General features: G+C 45.6%; 21 protein-coding genes and 1 pseudogene. 14 read left to right on the top strand and 8 right to left on the bottom strand.

The genetic code is table 11. From position 1 onward, the window contains the following. Positions 1-84: 84 nt before the first annotated feature. Entirely contained in the window at positions 85-1,272 is a 1,188-nt protein-coding gene (locus tag NIT04_RS00575; protein ID WP_252501670.1) for an MFS transporter, read from the top strand. A 54-nt stretch (positions 1,273-1,326) separates the two neighbouring features. On the opposite strand, the gene NIT04_RS00580 is transcribed toward NIT04_RS00575, so the two are convergent. Continuing rightward, complete coding sequence (locus NIT04_RS00580; protein ID WP_252501671.1) at positions 1,327-2,973, bottom strand: DASS family sodium-coupled anion symporter; 1,647 nt, start codon at positions 2,971-2,973, stop codon at positions 1,327-1,329. A 155-nt stretch (positions 2,974-3,128) separates the two neighbouring features. Further along, entirely contained in the window at positions 3,129-3,461 is a 333-nt protein-coding gene (locus NIT04_RS00585; protein ID WP_252501672.1) for a CHY zinc finger protein, read from the bottom strand. 66 nt (positions 3,462-3,527) lie between these two features. Here NIT04_RS00585 and NIT04_RS00590 point away from each other — a divergent pair, with 66 nt between their 5' ends. Further along, on the top strand, positions 3,528-3,806 hold the full coding sequence (locus NIT04_RS00590) for a hypothetical protein (RefSeq protein ID WP_252501673.1): 279 nt from the start codon (positions 3,528-3,530) through the stop codon (positions 3,804-3,806). On the opposite strand, the gene NIT04_RS00595 is transcribed toward NIT04_RS00590, so the two are convergent. Continuing rightward, entirely contained in the window at positions 3,807-4,316 is a 510-nt protein-coding gene (locus tag NIT04_RS00595) for a hypothetical protein (protein ID WP_252501674.1), read from the bottom strand. A 293-nt stretch (positions 4,317-4,609) separates the two neighbouring features. Between NIT04_RS00595 and NIT04_RS00600 the strand changes: the two genes are divergently transcribed. The 5 genes from NIT04_RS00600 to NIT04_RS00620 all read left to right on the top strand — a co-directional run bounded on the left by NIT04_RS00600 (position 4,610) and on the right by NIT04_RS00620 (position 9,384). Further along, the gene (locus tag NIT04_RS00600) at positions 4,610-5,881 is read left to right on the top strand and encodes an acetyl-CoA hydrolase/transferase family protein (RefSeq protein WP_252501675.1); all 1,272 of its coding nucleotides are present in this window, start codon (positions 4,610-4,612) and stop codon (positions 5,879-5,881) included. Between the two features lie 211 nt (positions 5,882-6,092). Beyond that, complete coding sequence (locus tag NIT04_RS00605; RefSeq protein ID WP_252501676.1) at positions 6,093-6,446, top strand: rhodanese-like domain-containing protein; 354 nt, start codon at positions 6,093-6,095, stop codon at positions 6,444-6,446. Positions 6,447-6,657: 211 nt separating this feature from the next. Beyond that, the gene (locus NIT04_RS00610; RefSeq protein ID WP_252501677.1) at positions 6,658-7,479 is read left to right on the top strand and encodes an ABC transporter permease; all 822 of its coding nucleotides are present in this window, start codon (positions 6,658-6,660) and stop codon (positions 7,477-7,479) included. 4 nt (positions 7,480-7,483) lie between these two features. Further along, complete coding sequence (locus tag NIT04_RS00615) at positions 7,484-8,272, top strand: ABC transporter ATP-binding protein (RefSeq protein WP_252501678.1); 789 nt, start codon at positions 7,484-7,486, stop codon at positions 8,270-8,272. Then, entirely contained in the window at positions 8,269-9,384 is a 1,116-nt protein-coding gene (locus NIT04_RS00620; protein ID WP_252501679.1) for an ABC transporter substrate-binding protein, read from the top strand. Before NIT04_RS00615 ends, NIT04_RS00620 begins: the two co-directional genes overlap by 4 nt. A 13-nt stretch (positions 9,385-9,397) precedes the next feature. On the opposite strand, the gene NIT04_RS00625 is transcribed toward NIT04_RS00620, so the two are convergent. The 3 genes from NIT04_RS00625 to NIT04_RS00635 all read right to left on the bottom strand — a co-directional run bounded on the left by NIT04_RS00625 (position 9,398) and on the right by NIT04_RS00635 (position 12,618). Then, positions 9,398-10,357 carry a multidrug resistance efflux transporter family protein gene (locus NIT04_RS00625; protein ID WP_252501680.1) on the bottom strand — a complete coding sequence of 320 codons (960 nt, stop codon included), beginning with the start codon at positions 10,355-10,357 and terminating at the stop codon, positions 9,398-9,400. A 15-nt stretch (positions 10,358-10,372) separates the two neighbouring features. Continuing rightward, a complete protein-coding gene (pepT, locus tag NIT04_RS00630; RefSeq protein ID WP_252501681.1) occupies positions 10,373-11,599 on the bottom strand; it encodes a peptidase T in 1,227 nt (408 codons plus the stop codon). Between the two features lie 122 nt (positions 11,600-11,721). Next, positions 11,722-12,618 carry a LysR family transcriptional regulator gene (locus tag NIT04_RS00635; RefSeq protein ID WP_252501682.1) on the bottom strand — a complete coding sequence of 299 codons (897 nt, stop codon included), beginning with the start codon at positions 12,616-12,618 and terminating at the stop codon, positions 11,722-11,724. Positions 12,619-12,728: 110 nt separating this feature from the next. Between NIT04_RS00635 and NIT04_RS00640 the strand changes: the two genes are divergently transcribed. Continuing rightward, positions 12,729-13,739: a YeiH family protein gene (locus tag NIT04_RS00640; RefSeq protein ID WP_252501683.1), complete on the top strand. Its 1,011-nt coding sequence runs from the start codon at positions 12,729-12,731 to the stop codon at positions 13,737-13,739. 41 nt (positions 13,740-13,780) lie between these two features. Here NIT04_RS00640 and NIT04_RS00645 read toward each other — a convergent pair whose 3' ends face one another. Then, entirely contained in the window at positions 13,781-14,011 is a 231-nt protein-coding gene (locus tag NIT04_RS00645; RefSeq protein ID WP_252501684.1) for a DUF2187 family protein, read from the bottom strand. Between the two features lie 240 nt (positions 14,012-14,251). On the opposite strand from NIT04_RS00645, the gene NIT04_RS00650 reads away from it, so the two are divergent. From NIT04_RS00650 to NIT04_RS00675, 6 genes and pseudogenes are all read left to right on the top strand, one after another. Then, positions 14,252-14,515: a metal-sensitive transcriptional regulator gene (locus tag NIT04_RS00650; protein WP_252501685.1), complete on the top strand. Its 264-nt coding sequence runs from the start codon at positions 14,252-14,254 to the stop codon at positions 14,513-14,515. Positions 14,516-14,589: 74 nt separating this feature from the next. Then, entirely contained in the window at positions 14,590-15,069 is a 480-nt protein-coding gene (locus NIT04_RS00655) for a DsrE/DsrF/DrsH-like family protein (protein ID WP_256470565.1), read from the top strand. 17 nt (positions 15,070-15,086) lie between these two features. After that, positions 15,087-15,356 (top strand): annotated as a pseudogene (locus NIT04_RS00660) (rhodanese-like domain-containing protein); the annotation flags it as partial. An 84-nt stretch (positions 15,357-15,440) separates the two neighbouring features. Further along, positions 15,441-16,553, top strand: coding sequence for an MBL fold metallo-hydrolase (locus NIT04_RS00665; protein WP_252503152.1), 1,113 nt, complete (start codon positions 15,441-15,443; stop codon positions 16,551-16,553). 32 nt (positions 16,554-16,585) lie between these two features. Next, positions 16,586-16,813 carry a sulfurtransferase TusA family protein gene (locus NIT04_RS00670; protein WP_252501686.1) on the top strand — a complete coding sequence of 76 codons (228 nt, stop codon included), beginning with the start codon at positions 16,586-16,588 and terminating at the stop codon, positions 16,811-16,813. A gap of 281 nt (positions 16,814-17,094) precedes the next feature. Then, positions 17,095-17,868: a sulfite exporter TauE/SafE family protein gene (locus tag NIT04_RS00675; protein ID WP_252501687.1), complete on the top strand. Its 774-nt coding sequence runs from the start codon at positions 17,095-17,097 to the stop codon at positions 17,866-17,868. Between the two features lie 77 nt (positions 17,869-17,945). On the opposite strand, the gene gabP is transcribed toward NIT04_RS00675, so the two are convergent. Next, positions 17,946-19,358: a GABA permease gene (gene gabP / locus NIT04_RS00680; protein ID WP_252501688.1), complete on the bottom strand. Its 1,413-nt coding sequence runs from the start codon at positions 19,356-19,358 to the stop codon at positions 17,946-17,948. Positions 19,359-19,462 lie beyond the last annotated feature (104 nt).

Here is a 19,462-nt window from a genome sequence, read left to right on the forward strand (position 1 = left end):
ATACCGGCTTTTTCATTTCCTTAAGCATGAAAAATTTCAAATGATATAATAAGAACAAATAGGCTGACGACTGGATGTGGGACGATGCAACATGACGGCTATACGTTAAGAAATCTTCAATTTTGGAAAATCGTAATCGGCCTGGGATTCGCTTCTATTTTCATTTTTGCCTCGATGTACGCGATGCAACCGCTCCTGCCTTTATTCACGACAGAATTCGGCATATCGGTTTCATATGCAAGTACGGCAATGTCGATGACGACGATTGGCCTCATTGTCGGCCTCATTGTACTCGGTTTCTTTTCGGATCGGAACGGACGGAATGTATACATATACCTTTCCTTGATCGGCTCGGTCATTCCATTTCTCATTATCGCAAATACGGATTCATTCCTGCTCATCGTCATCCTCCGGTTCGTGCAAGGGTTTGCACTCGCTGGCGTGCCGGCTGCCGCGCTTGCGTATATTAGTGAGGAAATACATAGGCAGTTTACAAGTGTCGCAACGGCGCTCTACATATCTTTTAATGGATTGGGAGGCATGATCGGCCGTTTCATGACGGGGTTCATTGCCGAACAGGCTTCATGGCAAATGTCTTTATACATACTGTCGATTTTCGGAACGTTTCTATTCATCATCCTGCTATTAACACTGCCGAAATCAAGGAATTTCGTGCCGACCGATACGACATTTGCGAAAGATATTAAGGGAATCGTTTTTCATCTAAAAAATCCCGCTTTGCTCATCGTATTCGGTTTAGGAATCGTCCTTCAATTATCTTTTACAGGAGTGTGGACATATTTACCGTTCCATCTAATTGATCCACCGTATTTCCTTTCACTCGAAACGATTTCATACTTATATTTGGCGTATGGGTTTGGAGTCGTCGGTGCTCCACTCGCAGGGTGGCTTGCGGGAAAGTTCGGTCTGCGCAACGTCAGGTTTGCAGGGGTTGTTTTACTAGCCTTTGGGATTGGTCTGACAGCACTTTCACCGCTCATCCTTATCATTATAGGTCTCTGTATTGTCTGCTTAGGATTTTTCACCGCCCATTCTTTGACGGCGGCATCTGTCAGCAAGGAAGCGACCCATCATAAGGGCAGTGCGTCAAGCCTTTATTTAGTTTCTTATTACATCGGCGTGGCGATGGGTAGCACGTTGCTTAGCCCGCTATATGAGACGTTCGGCTGGGCCGGCCTCATTGCACTCGCGGCGATCTTGCCGGTAGCTTATGTGGGGATGATCCGGTATCGACGAGCGAAGAGGTCGTAAACGAATAAAAACAGGGCAGCCGGAGAAATGCGGCTAGCCCTGTTTTCAATTCATTCATTTAAACGATTCTGGAATAGTAGTAAGATCGATTCCCCATAGCAGCGGCAGCAAGAAGTAAATGGAAGCTGTCACAAGGACAATACCAATAATATTGAGTGCAAATCCTGCCTTCGCCATATCGGGAATCCGTAAATAGCCGGAACCGAATACGACGGCGTTCGGCGGAGTGGCGACCGGCAGCATGAATGCACAAGAAGCGGCAACGCCTGCAGCGATCATGAGTGCGAACGGATGGAATCCTAATGCGACGGCAAGTGAAGCCATGATTGGATACATCATGGATGCTGTTGCCGTGTTAGATGTAATTTCCGTCAAGAAGATGACGAGTGTCGCAACGATAATAATGACGACGAGTACATGTACGCCGCTCAAACCTGACAATTGCGATCCAATCCAAACGGACAGTTCCGAGCTGACGAATCCGGCTGCAATTGCAAGACCGCCCCCAAATAGCAAGAGAATGCCCCACGGCAATTTGACAGCCGTGTTCCAATCTAATAGATGATCGCCTTTTTTATTGACCGACGGGATGATGAATAAAATAATGGCAAACAGCATTGCGATAACACCATCACTTAACCCATCGATGAACTTGGAAAGCAGGAAAGTCCGAGTAATCCAAGAGAAGGCGGCCAATACAAAAACGGTCAGCACAATTTTTTCTTCCGTAGAAGCTTTGCCCAGTTTCTGCTTTTCGGTATCAATGATGCCTCGTCCGCCAGGCAACGTCTTAATTTTTGACGGATAAGCGAATTTCACAAGATAGAACCAAGTGATTAATATGAAACTCCAAGCAAGCGGTACACCGAACATCATCCATTTCGCGAAAGACAGCTCGATGCCATACATTTTATTGATTGCACCTGCTAGCAATGTATTCGGCGGTGTTCCAATCAATGTTGCAATGCCGCCCAATGAAGCCGAATAAGCAATCCCCAACATGAGAGCCTTGCCGAATCCGAAGTTCTCTTTCGACGTGTCGATGGAAGGGTCATCCTTCAGCGCGTCTGAAATTTGGTAGATGATTGCTAGTCCGATCGGCACCATCATCATTGCTGTCGCCGTATTGGAAATCCACATGGAGAGGAATCCGGTCGCGACCATGAAACCTAAAATGATGCGGTCCATATTCGTTCCGATGGCGGAAATGATCGTCAATGCGATCCGGCGATGCAAATTCCATTTTTCCATGGCAAGCGCAATCATGAAGCCTCCCATGAATAAAAAGATCGTTTCATCCCCGTATGCTGAAGCGGTCGATTTCACTTCCATTCCACCCGATAAAGGAAACAGCACGAGCGGCAATAACGAAGTGACCGGGATCGGAATCGCTTCCGTAATCCACCACGTTGCAATCCACAACGTACTAGCCAGGATGGCGACACCCTCCGGTGAAAGTCCTTCCGGCTTGAAAAATAATAGAGTTAGAAAGAATAATAGCGGTCCCAACGCCAACCCGACCAACTGTGCAGGAGAATAGCTCCTCGGATCCCGCCCGCCGCCTTCATTTCCCACACCGACCTTCTGTCCGCCTCCGCCGCCGGACGCCATCTCTGACGAATCCGGACGGAAAAAGAAACGAAACAGGTCTTTCACCTGATCATGCATATGCCACAACCGGTCCCATGTCGATGAAAACATTGTCGAATTCCCCCTTTATGTAATTATTAAAATTTTTAATACATTACGAGTATACTATTCAACTACTTGGGGAACAAGACGACAAAATGTATTCGGAGCTCAAGAGTTGTTGTGCTCTTTGTAAATAAAAAAGTGAGAACTCATTTATTGAGTTTTCACTTCGTTTTACTTTCAAAATACAACTCCCAATGCAACCCGCATCCGGAATTGAATTTTGCCTCGCAAGAAGGACATTTATATCCGCTATTCTTGTATTGATGAACCGTCAATTCATATTTACATTTTCCACAAAGCACTGCCAATTCATTAAAATTATCTTTCGGCCATACTTTATGATCGCCGCATCCTGATTCCTCGTGGCAAGAAAAGCAAGGATAATAAGTTTGGCAGCAATAAAACTTAATCGCTATAATATCGAGTTCTGAATGGTAATGTGTACATCTCGTTTCCTCATCGATGACGTTTCCCGAGACTTTGATCTCTTTCATTTATTCCTCCAATGTTCGTGTATTATAGCGCGAATTGCACATCCTTACTTAAAAAGGACTGATTTTATGCTGAATGAATATCCAATTATCCACACAAACATTTGGGATGCAGTTTGGGCAGTTCCGGTTGTTTTGATAATTGTGTTGGCCGCCAAATGGTTGTTCGGCGTGCGGTCAAGCTGGCTGTCCACGGTTGCGACGATAGCTGCATTGCTCTTATCCATTTTTATCAGCCACCGCGGCAATTTGTCCGCAGGAATTTTCATGGGCTTTTTTTATTCCGGGGCAGCGATTGGCGTCCTTTATTCCGTAAAGCAGAGCTTTCTGGCGTATCGCTCGGGTTAATTATTTCAACGGACAAAACCCGCATTGCATTAAACCAGGCACATCCTTCGATAAGCAGCATGTCGTCCGGACTGTCGTGTTTAAAAGATCGGATGGCTTTCTTCCTTTTAAAAACGTCGAGAATAGTGACCGTGGTGCAATTCCATTCCATGTATGGTCATCTCGTAAGATGTTGAAATCATACTGAGCTTCTTCTCTCGTTCCTGGGTTTGAAAGCAGAACATGATATTGCCATAATAAGAAACCAAATATATTTTCCCATAGCGTCAATGGTGATATAGAGGCGACAGTGCGTAGTTGACAGATGACCTTGTCCGCGAACATAAGAATTCTCCGAATGACTACCTGTCGTTCGTTATCATCAATAGGGTACCAGTCCAATTCATTTGCAAATATACTGACGGTCCGATTTCCGTATTCCTCAATTGCTCCGAATGAAAGCCTCTCATCATTGCCGTCCCAAATGTCATCATAGACAGCCAAATTGTATAGTTGCGTATTAATAAACATCCCTAACCTACGCATGAAAAAAGAAGCTGCGACAGTCTTATTTGGGCTACTGCTCACCGTTTGTACGGCTACTAAACAAGCCTCTGTCTTCTGCTCATCTAAAAGATCCTGAAGAGTAAACAAGGGGTGCTTGGGTAAATCAATGTAAACACTATAACTATTTAATTGCCTAATTTGATCGCTTGTTAATTTTGTCATATTTTTATTATACGTATTGTCACACTTTTCAACAAGTTGAGCGAGCGCTCGGTCTGTAATATACTGAATAAAACAACAGCAGGGAAGTGTGACATATGACAAAGCGTTTGAGTCCGTTGGAGTTCATCGAACTAATTGATAAAGAGATGGACATTATCATTCCTCTGGCGAATGGCGAGCCACACGGTTTGTTGGATGTACTTGAGGCGCATCATGAGAAGTTGGACAACGTCAAAGTGCATCAAATGCTAGCTTTGCGAAATCGTGATTATATAAATGGTAAGATGAAAGGTCACCTCTCACATATTTCGTATTTTCTAAGCGGCGCGACAAGGAAGGCCTATTGGGGAGGTCATGTTGAATTAATCCCTAACGTGTTCCAAGAAGTGTATAGGTTGCTTCGGAAAACGACGAAGAAGCCGATCGTCATGGCAGTTGCTTCGCCGATGGACGAGCATGGCTACTTTTCGCTTGGTACGAACGCGGATTACGCGGCAGAATTTATCGGTGAAGTTCCGTTCGTTTTGGAAGTGAATAAGCATATGCCGCGCACATTCGGAGCGAATCAAATCCATATTAGTCAAATTGCCGGATTTATTGAAAATGATTTGCCGTTGACTGAAGAGGTATCGCCGGTGATTACAGAGAATGATCAGAAAATCGCGGAGTATATCACGGAGGACATCCAAGATGGCGATACGCTGCAAATCGGCATCGGCGCTGTCCCGAATGCAGTCATGAAGATGCTGAAGGATCGCAGGCATTTAGGCATCCATACGGAAATGCTGACGGACGGCATTGTCGATCTAGTTGAGGCTGGGGCAGTGGATGGGATGAAAAAGTCGTCCAATAAAGGGAAGATTATTGCCACGTTCGCTTTCGGTTCACAACGCCTGTATGACTTTCTCGATAACAATCCTTCCGTGGTGTTTTTGCCTGTAAGCGTCGTAAATGACGCATATGAAATTGCGAAAGAAGATCATATGGTGTCGATTAATGCGACGACGGAAGTCGATTTGTATGGGCAATGTGCATCGGAAACAGTGGCGGGGAGATATTATTCTTCAACCGGAGGACAGGCCGACTTTGCGAGAGGTGCACAATTGTCGAAATACGGCAAAGGGTATGTGTGCATGCATTCAACGGCGAAGGACGATACGATTTCCAGGATCAAACTCCATTTGGCACCGGGTTCAGTCGTGACGACTTCGAAAAACTATGTGGACAATATCGTGACGGAGTATGGGATTGCCAGATTGCACGGAAAGTCGCTGTCTGAGCGGGCGAAAGCATTAATTAACATCGCACACCCGAAATTCAGGGAAGAATTATGGCATGAAGCAAAAGAGTATGGATTGATAGAGTAAGAGGAGGAGCCGAATGTGGCTTCTCTTTTTTGATTTGGCGGACTGCTTTCAATTTGAACTGTGTCGAACGGTGATGAATTCATTCGAGTCGGTGATAAACAAGATTGTTGCATTCGTTATACCGGCGGTGGTATATTTTATTTGTGAATAAAATACCACCAAGGGTATACGTGCAATAATAAGACACGATTAACATAAGGAGTGTAAACCGATGGAATGGGTCATCATCATAGTAATTGTCGCATTCTTTGCATGGCGAATGATGCCGTCGAAAGGTGTAAAATCGATATCGACCGACGAATTGAAACCGATGTTGAAAGATAAGTCGAAGCAATTCATCGACGTCCGAACACCTGCGGAATATAAAGGGCGCCATATCAATGAATTCAAGAATATCCCTTTGAACTTGTTGAAGTCTAAGTTGGATAAACTCGATAAGACTAAGGAAGTTGTCGTTATTTGCCAGAGTGGCATGCGCAGTTCGCAAGCTACGGGCATCTTAAAAAAGTCGGGATTCACGAATGTAACTAACGTGAGGGGCGGCATGAGCGCTTGGCGCGGATAAGGTAATAAAACACAAAAGCATCGGCTGTTGAAATCGCGGCGGGTGTTTTTTTGCGTCCAAAGCAAGCCGTTCCGCGTCCAAAGTAATCCATCCCGCGTCCAAACCCTCGCATCCCACTCGCCAAACCTCGCCCGTTCGCTAAAAACCGCGCCATTTGCCCAACCAAACCTATAGGCGTACACATATTATTGTTATGAAGAGGTGGTGAACGTTGAAAAAAGATAAGGCGACTATTGGACGCGATCCGTATGAGGTGGAACAGCGGGAATGGAAGCAGAGACAATCGAAAGAACGATATAAGCAGCTATTGACGATCGCTTCGCCAATCTTCCTGTTGTTGTTGTGGGAAGTGATGTCGAGAACGGGGATAATGGATATCCGGTTTTTCCCTCCGCCTTCCGCCATTTTAGACACATTTGTCAAAATGATTGCGAGCGGGGTGATGGCGGATCATATCGGGGTTTCGTTGTACCGGATTTTTGTTGGTTTCCTCGCGGGAGTCATACCCGGGGTAGTCATCGGTTTGCTAATGGGGCTTTATTCGCCAATCCGGCATTTTGTTCAGCCAATCGTCATGGCGCTTATGCCGATTCCGACGCTTGCGTTGCTACCGATTATCATCATCCTTTTTGGAATTGGTGATCTGTCGAAAGTTGTCACGATTGCGGGAAGTGTGTTTTTCCCGGTCGTCATCAATACAGCGGCTGGCGTCTTAAACATCGATCGGATTTATTTGGACGTTGCGAATAATTATGGAGCAGGTAAACTGCAGTTCTTTTTCAAAATTGCATTGCCTGGCGCATTGCCGGTCATGCTGGAAGGGATTCAGATGGGGCAGGCAATCGCCTTGTTGACGATTGTCGCTGCGGAAATGATGGGGGCGACTTCGGGAATCGGATATTTAATCTGGACATCGTATAAGGCATTTCTGTTGAAGGAAATGTTTGTCGGACTCATCCTCATTTCATTTTTTGGCTATCTCTTCTCCTTGATGCTTCGCGGTCTTCAGAAAAAGTTGCTCCCTTGGAGGTGATTGGGTGAGGAAGAAAGCGAAAATCGAAATTAGGAATTTGACGAAAGCATTTTACAAAAAACAATCAAGTGTGACAGCGCTCGACGATATTTCCCTTTCAATCGGAGAAGGGGAATTTGTCTGCATTGTCGGGCCGAGCGGCTGTGGTAAAACAACATTACTGCGTATACTGGCGGGGCTCGAACAGCCGAGCGTCGGTGAATTCGAAATCCGTTCGGAACAGGAAGGACGCCCTCTCCAATCGATGGTATTTCAGGAAAGGGGCGTCATCCCCTGGTTGACTGTGAAGGAAAATGTCGCTTTCGGATTAAAAATGCGCAAAATGCCGAAGGATGTCATTCAGGAGAGGACGGACTATTACTTACAAAAGACGGGACTTGACCGGTTTGCACATCTTTATCCGAAAGAACTTTCTGGGGGGATGAAACAGCGGGTGAGCATTGCCCGTGCGTTCGCAAACGATCCGGAAATCCTGCTGATGGATGAGCCGTTCGCCGCGCTCGATGAACAGAACAAATTCATCCTACAGGAAGAATTACTTTCTATCTGGTCAGAGACGAGAAAAACAGTCATTTTCATTACGCATAGCATCGATGAAGCGTTATTGCTGAGCGATCGAATCCTGCTCATGAGTGCACAGCCCGGTAAGATCATACAGCAAATCAGAATCGACACTCCGCGGCCTCGGACAATAGAAGATATCCGGAAAGATCCGAAGCTCGCCGAGCAATTTGTTGACATTTGGAAACATTTGCAAGATGAAGTGCAACGGTCAAGGAAAGAGAATAGATGAAATGGGGAGAAAAGGTGAAAGGGTTCAAATATGGTTGGATGATGATTTTGGCTGCCATGCTCTTACTTGCTGGAGCATGTGCCAAAAAAGAGCCCGCTCCGCAGACGAAAGTGGAAACACCGCCTGTCGATTCAGTCGTTGAGCCGCCATCCGGGGATTTAGCGCCGCTAGACAAAAGGGTGAAGGTGTTGATTGCCGAAGACGGTGCGGCTTCTGGGGCAGGGTTCTACATCGCGAAGGAAAAAGGGTATTTTGAGGACTATAATATTGAAGTGGAATTTGCTGATTTCGCCAATAGTGACGACATGCTGCCGGCACTTGCTGCTGGGGAAGTCGATATAGCTGGAGGAGTTTCGACCGCATCATTCTTCAACGCCATCGCGCAAGGCATCGACGTTCGGATCATTGCGGATAAAGGACATAATATGCCAGGTAAATCGTATTTCACTTTCGTTATCGGCAACCATATGGTGGATGAAATTAAGGATTATCCTGATTTCCGTGGAAAGAAGATTGCCGTCTCTTCCAGAAACTCGATTGATGGGTATATTTACGAGGAAATGTTGAAACATGCGGGATTGACAGAGGAGGACGTCGAGTATGTCCATATCGCGGATTTTGGTGCGATGCTTGGCGCGATAGAAGCAGGAACGATCGACGCAGCATTGAATATTGAACCACTCATTGCCCAAGGGGTCGCAAAAGGCTTCCACGTCCGATTTAAAGATGCAACCGATTATGCCCCGGAATCGCAGATTGCGATGGTTCTCGCTTCCCCGAAATTCATGGGTGAGGAAGAAATTTCACTCCGTTTCATGGCAGCCTATTTGAAGGGTGTCCGGGACTACAACGACGCGTTCTTTAAAGGGGAAGGCAAAGACGAGATTGTTGATATCATGGTGAAGCATACCGCATTGAAAGATCCGGAGCTATGGGATAAAGTGAATGTCACCGGTCTCGATCCGAACGGTAAAATGTTCGTCGATGACATTAAAAAACAATATGAAACGTATAAAGCGAACGGCGCTATCTTGGGCGATATTGATTTTGATAAAGCCGTTGATACTTCATTAGCAGAAGAAGCCGTGGAGATTATCGGAACGTATGAATAAAAGAAAAAATGCCCTATGCAACGGGCATTTTTTTCATTGCAATCGAAGTATGATAACTGTGCATTCCCATGCCGACAATGATGACGGCGATTCCGAAAAGTGAGAGCGGGCCGGGCAACGCAATATGTAAAATGAGCATTTCACCGATCATCGCGAAAATGAGCTCGGTCGATTGCGTCGCCTCTACGGCAGCGAGCTTGCCTTGGTCATGCTGGACAAGGTCAGTTGCCATGAAGAATAGTGTCGTCGCTATGACGCCCGAGCTGACAGCAACAATCAATGATTGGATCACTTGATTCCCGGATGGCAAGCCGACAGTCACCGTCGCATAAACAGCAAATCCAATCCAGACCGGAATCGTCATCAACGTCATTGCAAGGACACGTTGGAAAGTATCAAGTCTGCCTTGCAATAAATCCATCATTTTCCGGTTCCCTAATGGATAGGCAAAGGCGGCGATCAGCACCGGAAAGATGCCGAGCGACAAAGTTCGCATATCGACACTTTTCGCATTCGGAATTTGAATCAGGACGACGCCAACCAAAATGATTAATGAAATGGCTAATGAAATCAACGGGATCTTTTGTCGAATCTTCTTTTCACCATTCCCGGTCTTTACGACAATAACAAAGAATGGGGCCAATAAAACACCTGCCACAATCGTCAATTGCCATGTCCCGGCAAGCAACCATCCAGGACTATACGCTGCCGAAAAGGTTAAAGGGGCGTAGAAGAGGACGAATGCGACGACACTCCACCCGAAAAAGGGGAGGGGGTTTGTGGCCATTGCCTTGCCTGTATCTCGAAGCCCTTTACGATAAGCAACGATGGCAATTAAAAACGGAACCATGAAAAAATAACGGAGGGAGGCGCTCCATAACCAGCTGCCTCCCGAAATCTCCATCGATCTGTTCAAGACGAACGTCACCGCGAAAAACAAAGATGACAGGATCCCGATCCAAATGGCTTTCACAGTGAGAGCCCCTCCTTATGCGCGCTGCTCGAAAAGCTTCACAGCCTCGATAATGACATTCGTAGCCTTTTCCATATTGTCGACGGAAATATATTCATATTTGCCATGGTAATTCTCTCCGCCCGTGAAGATGTTTGGCGTTGGCATGCCCATATAGGAAAGCTGCGATCCGTCCGTACCCCCACGCACCGGCACGATATTCGGCTTGATGTCGAGCGCTTTGAATGCATCCGAAATAATATCGACGATTTCCATGACCGGCTCAATTTGCTCGCCCATATTGAAATATTGGTCGTGGAGATCAAGCTCCACGGCATGATCGCCATGCTCTTTTTTTAATTGCGCCGCTGTATCGACGAACAATTGCTTTCTTGCTTCAAACGTCTCACGGTCAAAGTAGCGGATAATATAATGCAACTCGGTCTTCTCGACAGAACCTTTCACTTCCATTAAGTGAACGAACCCTTCATATCCATCCGTCACTTGCGGGATTTCGTCCGCAGGCATTGCCGCTTGGAATTGGTTCGCAATCAAAATCGAGTTCACCATTTTGTCCTTTGCGGATCCAGGATGCACATTCGTGCCGTGAAACGTCACTTTCGCTCCTGCCGCATTGAAGCTTTCATATTGAAGTTCGCCAAGAGGTCCGCCATCCATCGTATAGGCGTATTTAGCGCCGAATGCTTCCACATCGAATTTATGAGGACCGCGCCCGATTTCTTCGTCAGGCGTGAAAGCGACACGCAGTTTTCCGTGTTTAATTTCAGGATGCTGAATCAAATACTCCATCGCTGTCACGATTTCAGCGATACCAGCTTTATTGTCCGCTCCTAGCAATGTTGTGCCGTCCGTCGTGATGAGCGTATGACCAACATAGTTTTTCAGCTCGGGGAATGTGGAGACGGACATTGTCGTAGTCGCATTCAACTGAATGTCGTTGCCGTCATAATTGTCCACTCGCTGTGGATTGACGTTTTTGCCTGTATAGTCTGTCGCAGTGTCGACGTGCGCCAAAAAACCGATTGTCGGGATCTCTTTATCCGTATTGGCAGGGAGAGTGGCGAATAGGTAGCCGTTCTCATCTAGAGTGATTTCTTCCATACCGATTTCAGCAAGTTCTTTTTCAAGTACATGCAGTAGATCCCATTGGCCCGGTGTGGATGGTGTGGATGTACTATTTGCATCCGATTGTGTATCGATTTTCGCATAGCGTGTCAGACGTTCGATCAGTTTTTCTTTCATTCCAAATACCTCCAGTTGATGAAAAGCGTTATTTCATTTATCTTATCAGACTATTTCGGGTTGCGGAATACATGATAACTCCGCTCCCATTATCATTTCGATAAATGGTCACGGAATTCCTTCTATTTGAGCGTCGTCAACAGTTTTTTTGTCCGCAGTATGTCAATGAAAACTTCGAGTGCCTTCGTTTGGAACGGTGTGTTTGTCACTATGGAAAATTGGCGGCGGTAGGGGAGTCCTTTCACATCGAGCACTCGTAAATCCCCGTTTTTCAATTCTTTTTTAATCGACCAATGAGAGAGCAGGCTTATTCCAAGCCCCGCCTCAACCGATTCTTTAATTGGTTGTGTACTGCTGAAATTCATGAGCTTCATTGGTGAGATCTCATGTTGCTCGAATAAATTATCCATCGCTTCCCGTGTGCCGGAGCCATGCTCACGGACAATCCAAGTGTCTTTCTCCAAATCTGACATTTCAAGCGGATCGTTCCTACTTGCAAGTGGATGGTCGACTGCACTGACAATTACCATGGCGTCTTCTGCAAAATCCTCAACGATGAGTCTCGCCGCATTGAATTTTCCTTCCACGATGCCGATATCGAGCTGATGGCTTGCGACAAGATCGGCAACAGTCGCTGTATTGCCGATTGTAACTGTCGGTTGGATATCGGGATAAGTCTGTTGCAAATTGGCGATAATGCGTGGCAGCACGTATTCTCCAAATGTATAACTCGCACCAATCGACAGCGGACCGCTCGCCTTATTCGTCAGGTCATCGACAAGACTTTGCATTTTCGTATATAAAGCCAGAATTTCCTTCGCATGATGATAAACGATTTCCCCTGCCTTGTTCAGACGGACGTATTTATTCGTGCGCTCCAGCAGTCTTGCCCCAATCTGCTCTTCGAATTGGCGGATATATTGGCTCACTGCCGGCTGGGTCATATGAAGCTCTTCAGCGGCGCGTGAAAAGCTCTCTTTTTCCGCTACCGTAACGAACACTTTAAGTTTTTGGTCCATCTCCATCACTCCTTGTCACCAATTATAACAATTTACTTATCATAGTTATTATTATAATTTATTTTACTTATGAAAGGCGGCGTATTACGCTTGTACAGGAGGTGTTATATATGAAAGAAAAGAAGGGCACCATGGACAACGGGATGTGGATCGCAGGGATTGCTTTTACATTTTTTATTGCATTATTAGGTTTTTTATTAGCGAAAGTACCTGGATTCAACCATGTCGGACAATTGGCAAGTGCCATCATCATTGCTGTCGCATATCGGCAATTATTCGGTTATCCTGAAGCGCTTCGCAGCGGAATCACATTCTCCTCGAAAAAGCTTCTGAGGCTAGCGATTATTTTATACGGATTAAAATTAAACATTGATGTCGTTTTCCGCGACGGACTCGGATTGCTGGCGCGCGATGTACTCGTCATTGCATTTGCCATCGGACTTATGGTCCTTCTTGCGAAATGGCTGAAGGCGGATAAAAGCATCTCTATGCTGCTTGGGGTAGGGACGGGGGTTTGCGGGGCTGCAGCTATCGCGGCGGTTGCACCGATCATTAAGGCGAAGGATGAAGATACTGCAATCGGGGTCGGCATCATCGCCATGCTCGGGACCGTGTTTGCAATCGGTTATACAGTATTGCGACCGATTGTGCCGTTGCTTCCGACTGAGTATGGCATCTGGTCGGGAATGAGTCTCCACGAATTGGCGCATGTTGCAATAGCAGCGGCTCCTGCAGGAGAAGATGCGCTCGCAATTGCACTGCTTGCGAAACTCGGCAGGGTATTTTTATTAGTGCCGTTATGCTTCATTTTTATTTATTTCATGAAACGCAAAAGCAAGGGGGAAGAAGAGGGGCAGAACAAAATCGAATTCCCTTGGTTCCTCGTCGGGTTCATTGCTATGAGCTTATTCGGAAGCTATGTGCTAGGACACTCGATTCCGGTATCTGACAGCGTAATGACAGGAATCAGCACCACAACGACGTGGCTTTTGACAGCCGCCATGGTCGGACTCGGCCTGAACGTCAGCTTGAAAGACTTGCGTGAACGCGCGATGCGTCCGTTGATTGCGGTGACAATCACATCGATCTGCTTGTCTGTGTTGGTGTATTTCATAATATAAAAAAAGGGCACTCCTTGATGGAGATGCCCTTTTCGTATAAATTAATCTACAGAGTAGTTCTTATGAGAAACAACGGTGAGATTGGATGCGGCGCCGATACGGTCGGCGTCGTCCTCCGAAATTTTAACGATGACCGAGTTTTCAAGAATTTTATGAATCGTCCCGTTCACCTCATGATCATTGCGGACGAATGAAATCTCCTCATCGATATGACGAGCTGCGACAAAATCTGAAACAGGTTTCTCTCTGCGTGGAAATGCCAAACGAATCACTCCTACTGTTTATTCTCATCATGATTTCTAAAGAAAAATTGCTTAGGCACGTCCTAAGCAATCGAATCATGATGGAAAACAACTAGTTGAAACCGATCCCTATCAAGTTGTCTATAACTAGTATACCATAAATTGTCGAACTTTGCAGAATGCTGAATCGAAGAAGAACAACCGCTTGACATTATACCTAGAGGGGTATACAATCGATATTGTAATCAACGTGAAAGGAGCTGAACGTAATTGCACTACGATGAGAAAGTCGTTAATCGTTTAAAAAGGATCGAAGGCCAGATCAAAGGGATTTTACGAATGATTGAAGAAGGAAAAGACTGCAAAGAGGTCGTGACTCAACTGTCAGCTTCCCGTTCAGCGATTGACCGTACGATAGGTGTCATTGTCAGCTCAAATATCATTGCATGTATGCAGAACATTGACGAGAACAATTCGATGTCCCAAGAGGATATCGTGAAGCAAGCGGTAGATCTTCTTGTAAAGAGTCGCTAAACAGTTGACTCTTTTCTTTTAACGGTTTAATATACCCCTAGGGGTAGAGGTAATGTATGAAAGGGTGATTAAATTTGTCTGAAACGAAAAAGACGACCATTGTTCTATTCAGTGGCGACTACGATAAAGCGATGGCTGCGTACATCATTGCAAATGGAGCTGCGGCTTATGACCATGAAGTGACAATCTTCCATACGTTTTGGGGGTTGAATGCACTCCGGAAAGAAGAGCACGTTCCTGTGAAAAAAGGATTCCTTGAAAAGATGTTCGGCAAAATGATGCCGCGTGGTGCTGATAAGATGGGTATCTCAAAAATGAATATGGCTGGAATGGGCCCTAAAATGATTAAGCATGTCATGAAAAAGCATAATGCGATGACGCTTCCTCAGCTGATTGATATGGCACAAGAACAGGACATTAAACTTGTCGCGTGTACAATGACGATGGATTTATTAGGTCTTGATCAAGCAGAGTTACTGGACGGCGTTGACTATGCGGGCGTAGCCGCTTATTTAGCTGATGCACAAGAGGGCAATGTGAATTTATTTATCTAAAAAAGGAGGAAATCACAATGAATGAAGTGACAGCAAAAGAAATTGAAGCAAAACTATCCGCGGGACAAACGCTCAATCTTATAGACGTCCGTGAGGTGGATGAAGTCGCTGAAGGAAAAATTCCTGGCGCCATCAATATCCCTCTTGGATTGTTGGAGTTCCGTATGAATGAATTAGATAAAAACGTTGAGTACACTATGGTTTGCCGTTCTGGAGGACGCAGCGTACAGGCGACGAAGTTCTTGGAAAGTTACGGATACAAAGCGGTGAACATGGCGGGCGGCATGTTGGCATGGGAAGGTCCGACTGAAGATTTTTTTACAAATAATAATACCCCAAGGGGCACTGAGGGGGACGTTGCAATTACACCGATGACGGCTGGAGAAGTCGCAAAAAAAGTGATCTCTAAAGAGGCGTTCTTTATTTTGGATGTCCGGAATGAAGATGCGTTTGCAGATTGGAAAATTGAAGGGGAAAACATTCAATATTTGAATATCCCTTATTTCGATTTACTCGATGGCGTAGAGGAAATCCTTGATCAAATTCCGGCCGATCAAGACGTTGTTGTCGTCTGTGCGAAGGAAGGCTCTTCTATCTTCGTCGCAGAAATGCTTGCTGAGGCAGGACGTGACGTTCACTACTTGCAAGGTGGAATGAGGGCATGGAGCGAATATTTGGAGCCAGTGAAAGTCGGTGACTTGAAAGGTGGCGGCGCGATTTATCAATTTGTCAGAATCGGAAAAGGATGCCTCTCTTACATGATCGTTTCAAACGGAGAAGCGGCCATTGTAGATGCGACAAGAATGACAGATGTCTTCCTGGATTTCGCTAAACAATTGAACGTGAACATTACGAATGTCCTCGATACACATTTGCATGCGGATCATATTTCCGGAGGACGTCAAATTGCCGAAGCTGTGAACGGAACGTACTGGCTACCGCCAAAAGATGCAACAGAAGTGACATTTGATTACGAACCGTTGGAAGATGGCCGAGTCATACAAGTAGGAACATCGAAAATCGATATTAAAGCGCTCTATTCACCTGGTCATACAATCGGTTCCACTTCGTTTATCGTAGACGATGCTTATTTATTGTCAGGAGATATTTTATTCATCGATTCGATCGGACGTCCAGACCTCGCAGGATTAGCAGAGGATTGGGTCGGCGATTTACGGGAAACTTTGTATAGCCGCTACCGTGAGTTGGCGGAGGATCTACTCGTTCTTCCAGCCCACTTCATGGTCATCGAAGAGCTGAATGATGACGGAAGCGTGTCTGAGAAGTTAGGGAAGCTTTTTGCGGAAAACCACGGTTTGAATATCGAGGATGAACAGGATTTCCGTCAAATGGTGACAGGAAACTTACCTCCTCAACCGAACGCATATCAAGAAATCCGACAAACGAACATGGGGAAAATCACGCCTGACGAGGAAACGCAACGTGAAATGGAAATCGGACCAAACCGCTGTGCGGTTCGGTAAATCATACAACAATAAAAAGGAGCGATTTATAAATGAATGTATCAAAAGTATTGGACGCAAAAGGATTGGCATGCCCAATGCCGGTTGTACGTGCAAGAAAGACAATGAAAGAAATGGAGACAGGTGAAATCCTTGAAATCCAAGCGACAGACAAAGGCTCAATGGCTGATATGACAGCTTGGGCAAAATCAAGCGGGCACGAAATGGTCGACCAAAAAGAAGATGCAGGTGTCTTCACGTTCTGGATTAAGAAAGGCTGATTGTAGGGGAGGGGGTATCTGATCAGCCCCCTCAGCCTGTTGACAAACGCTCGCATCCGTTGTTGCTCGTGTCGCTCGTCCGCTCATGAACTTTAGTTCTATTCGCGTCTTCGCTCCACTTCGCGCCTAGGATGACAAGCGTTTTCAATCAGGCTGAGGATATGCCTGGTTATTATATTTTCCCTAAAATTGAGTGTAGACAAAGTCAAAAAACGACTTTGTCTACACTTTGGGGGTATCTGATCAGATACACTTTCCTTATTTAAAAGGAGGGTGAATTTATGGATATGTCATTTCTTATAACGATTTTCCTGATTGGATTTGTGGGGTCCTTCGTTTCAGGTATGGTTGGAATCGGCGGATCGATCATTAAATATCCTATGTTGTTATACATTCCGCCATTGCTCGGAATTGCCGCTTTTTCCGCACACGAAGTTTCCGGAATCAGTGCAATCCAAGTGTTCTTCGCGACAATTTCCGGTGTGTGGGCGTATCGGAAAGGCGGATATCTCAATAAAACGCTAATCATCTATATGGGCAGCGCGATTTTGCTTGGTAGCTTTATCGGGGGCTATGGCTCCAATATGATTTCAGAAGGGTCTATCAACCTTGTGTACGGGATTTTGGCAACGATTGCGGCTATCATGATGTTCATTCCGAAAAAAGGATTGGATGATGTCCCTGCCGATCAGGTGAGCTTCAATAAATGGCTTGCGGCTGTGTTAGCTTTCATCGTAGGAATTGCAGCTGGCATTGTCGGAGCTGCAGGAGCCTTCATCTTAGTTCCAATCATGCTCGTCGTCTTAAAAATCCCGACACGTATGACGATTGCAACTTCACTTGCCATCACGTTCATATCATCAATCGGATCGACTGTAGGGAAGATCGTGACGGACCAAGTTCTATATTGGCCAGCAGCTGTCATGATCGTAGCGAGCATCCTTGCCGCTCCATTAGGGGCAAAAGCGGGGCAAAAAATGAATACGAAAGTATTGCAAGGCATATTAGCTGTATTGATTCTAGGAACGGCTATTAAAATTTGGTTGGATTTTTGATGAATTGAAAAAGGCGATGTAGAGGGGAGAGTCCCTGTACATCGCCTTTTTGTCTCGTCCAGCTCTGCCTTTGAATATTAGCGCAACGTGCGGGAAGTTGCTTGGAGGATTCCTTTCTTCACATTCTGTACAGATTCTTTTTTCCTTGCAAAGACGAAATACGAAGCAATCGTCAACCCAGCGATCAACAACGTGAGTAAAGCTTGTGTTCGTAGTGAATCGATAATGAGCATGGCGACATAAATGCCAACAATGCAAATGATCGAGAAATAAGTCAAGTACGGGTATAGCCACATTTTGACTTCCAAGGCTTCTGGATGTTCACGTTCCAATTTCCGACGCATGCGTAATTGTGAAAACGCGATTACAAGATATACAAGCAATGCGACTGCGCCCGAAGAGTTGATTAAAAATAGAAAAATCTTGTCGGGAGATGTATAGCTAAAAATGACCGCTATATAGGAAAATACAGTACTGAATAGGATGGCGCGTACAGGGACGCCTTTTTTGCTTAGTTTCATGAATGCTTTAGGTGCGTCGCCCTTTTTCGCCATTCCGAATAGCATCCGTGAATTTGCGTAAAGTGCGGAATTCAGACAAGATAATACTGCAGTGAGCACGACGAAATTCATGATCTGAGCTGCTGCCGGGATGCCGACATAGTCAAGCACTGCGACGAAGGGGCTGACAAGGATGTTGGCGGAATTCCAAGGCAGTAAAGTGACGACGATTGCAATTGATCCGATATAGAACACAAGAATACGCCAGACGACACTATTTGTCGCAATGCGCACCGCTTTTGTCGGATGGTCGGATTCACCTGCTGCGATCGCGACAATTTCAGTCCCCATAAATGAGAAAATAACGATTGTAATTCCGAGTAAGACAGCTCCAAATCCGGATGGCATAAATCCGCCTTCTCCTAATAGATTGGCCGCACCTGGTGTTTCGACATTCGGAAACCATCCAAGGATGACGGAAAGCCCAAGTATTAGGAACAATGCAATACTGACCACTTTAATAAATGAGAACCAATACTCGAACTCGCCAAACGATTTCACGGAGAATAGATTTGTCATTGTTAATAAAATCGTTAGCACCAAACTCATAAACCACACTGGAATGCCGGGCATCCAATATTGAATGATAGCAGCACCCGCAATCGCCTCGATCGCTATGACGACCACCCAGAAAAACCAGTATAACCACCCGATTGTATAACCCGCCCAAGGACCGATTGCTTCACTTGCATATGTGGAAAACGAGCCGCTTGTCGGTTTGGCTGCAGCCATTTCCCCCAACATCCGCATGACTAAAACGACCAAAAAACCTGCTAATGCATAGGACAAAATGGCTCCGGGGCCTGTTGCGTTAATAACAGCTCCACTTCCGACGAATAAGCCCGCCCCAATGACACCCGCAATCGAAATCATACTAATATGACGTATTTTTAAATCCGGGTTTAATTGCTGATCTTGTTCTGTTGACATCTGTTAATCCCCCTCATCGAATTAGAATGTTCATCTTTTGTTTGTAAGCGATTACAATTAATGAATGATTTTTCGGACTTCTCAAATTTTATCTTACACGAATT

It is taken from the genome of Sporosarcina sp. Marseille-Q4943 (assembly GCF_943736995.1).
In the GTDB taxonomy this organism is placed as follows: domain Bacteria; phylum Bacillota; class Bacilli; order Bacillales_A; family Planococcaceae; genus Sporosarcina.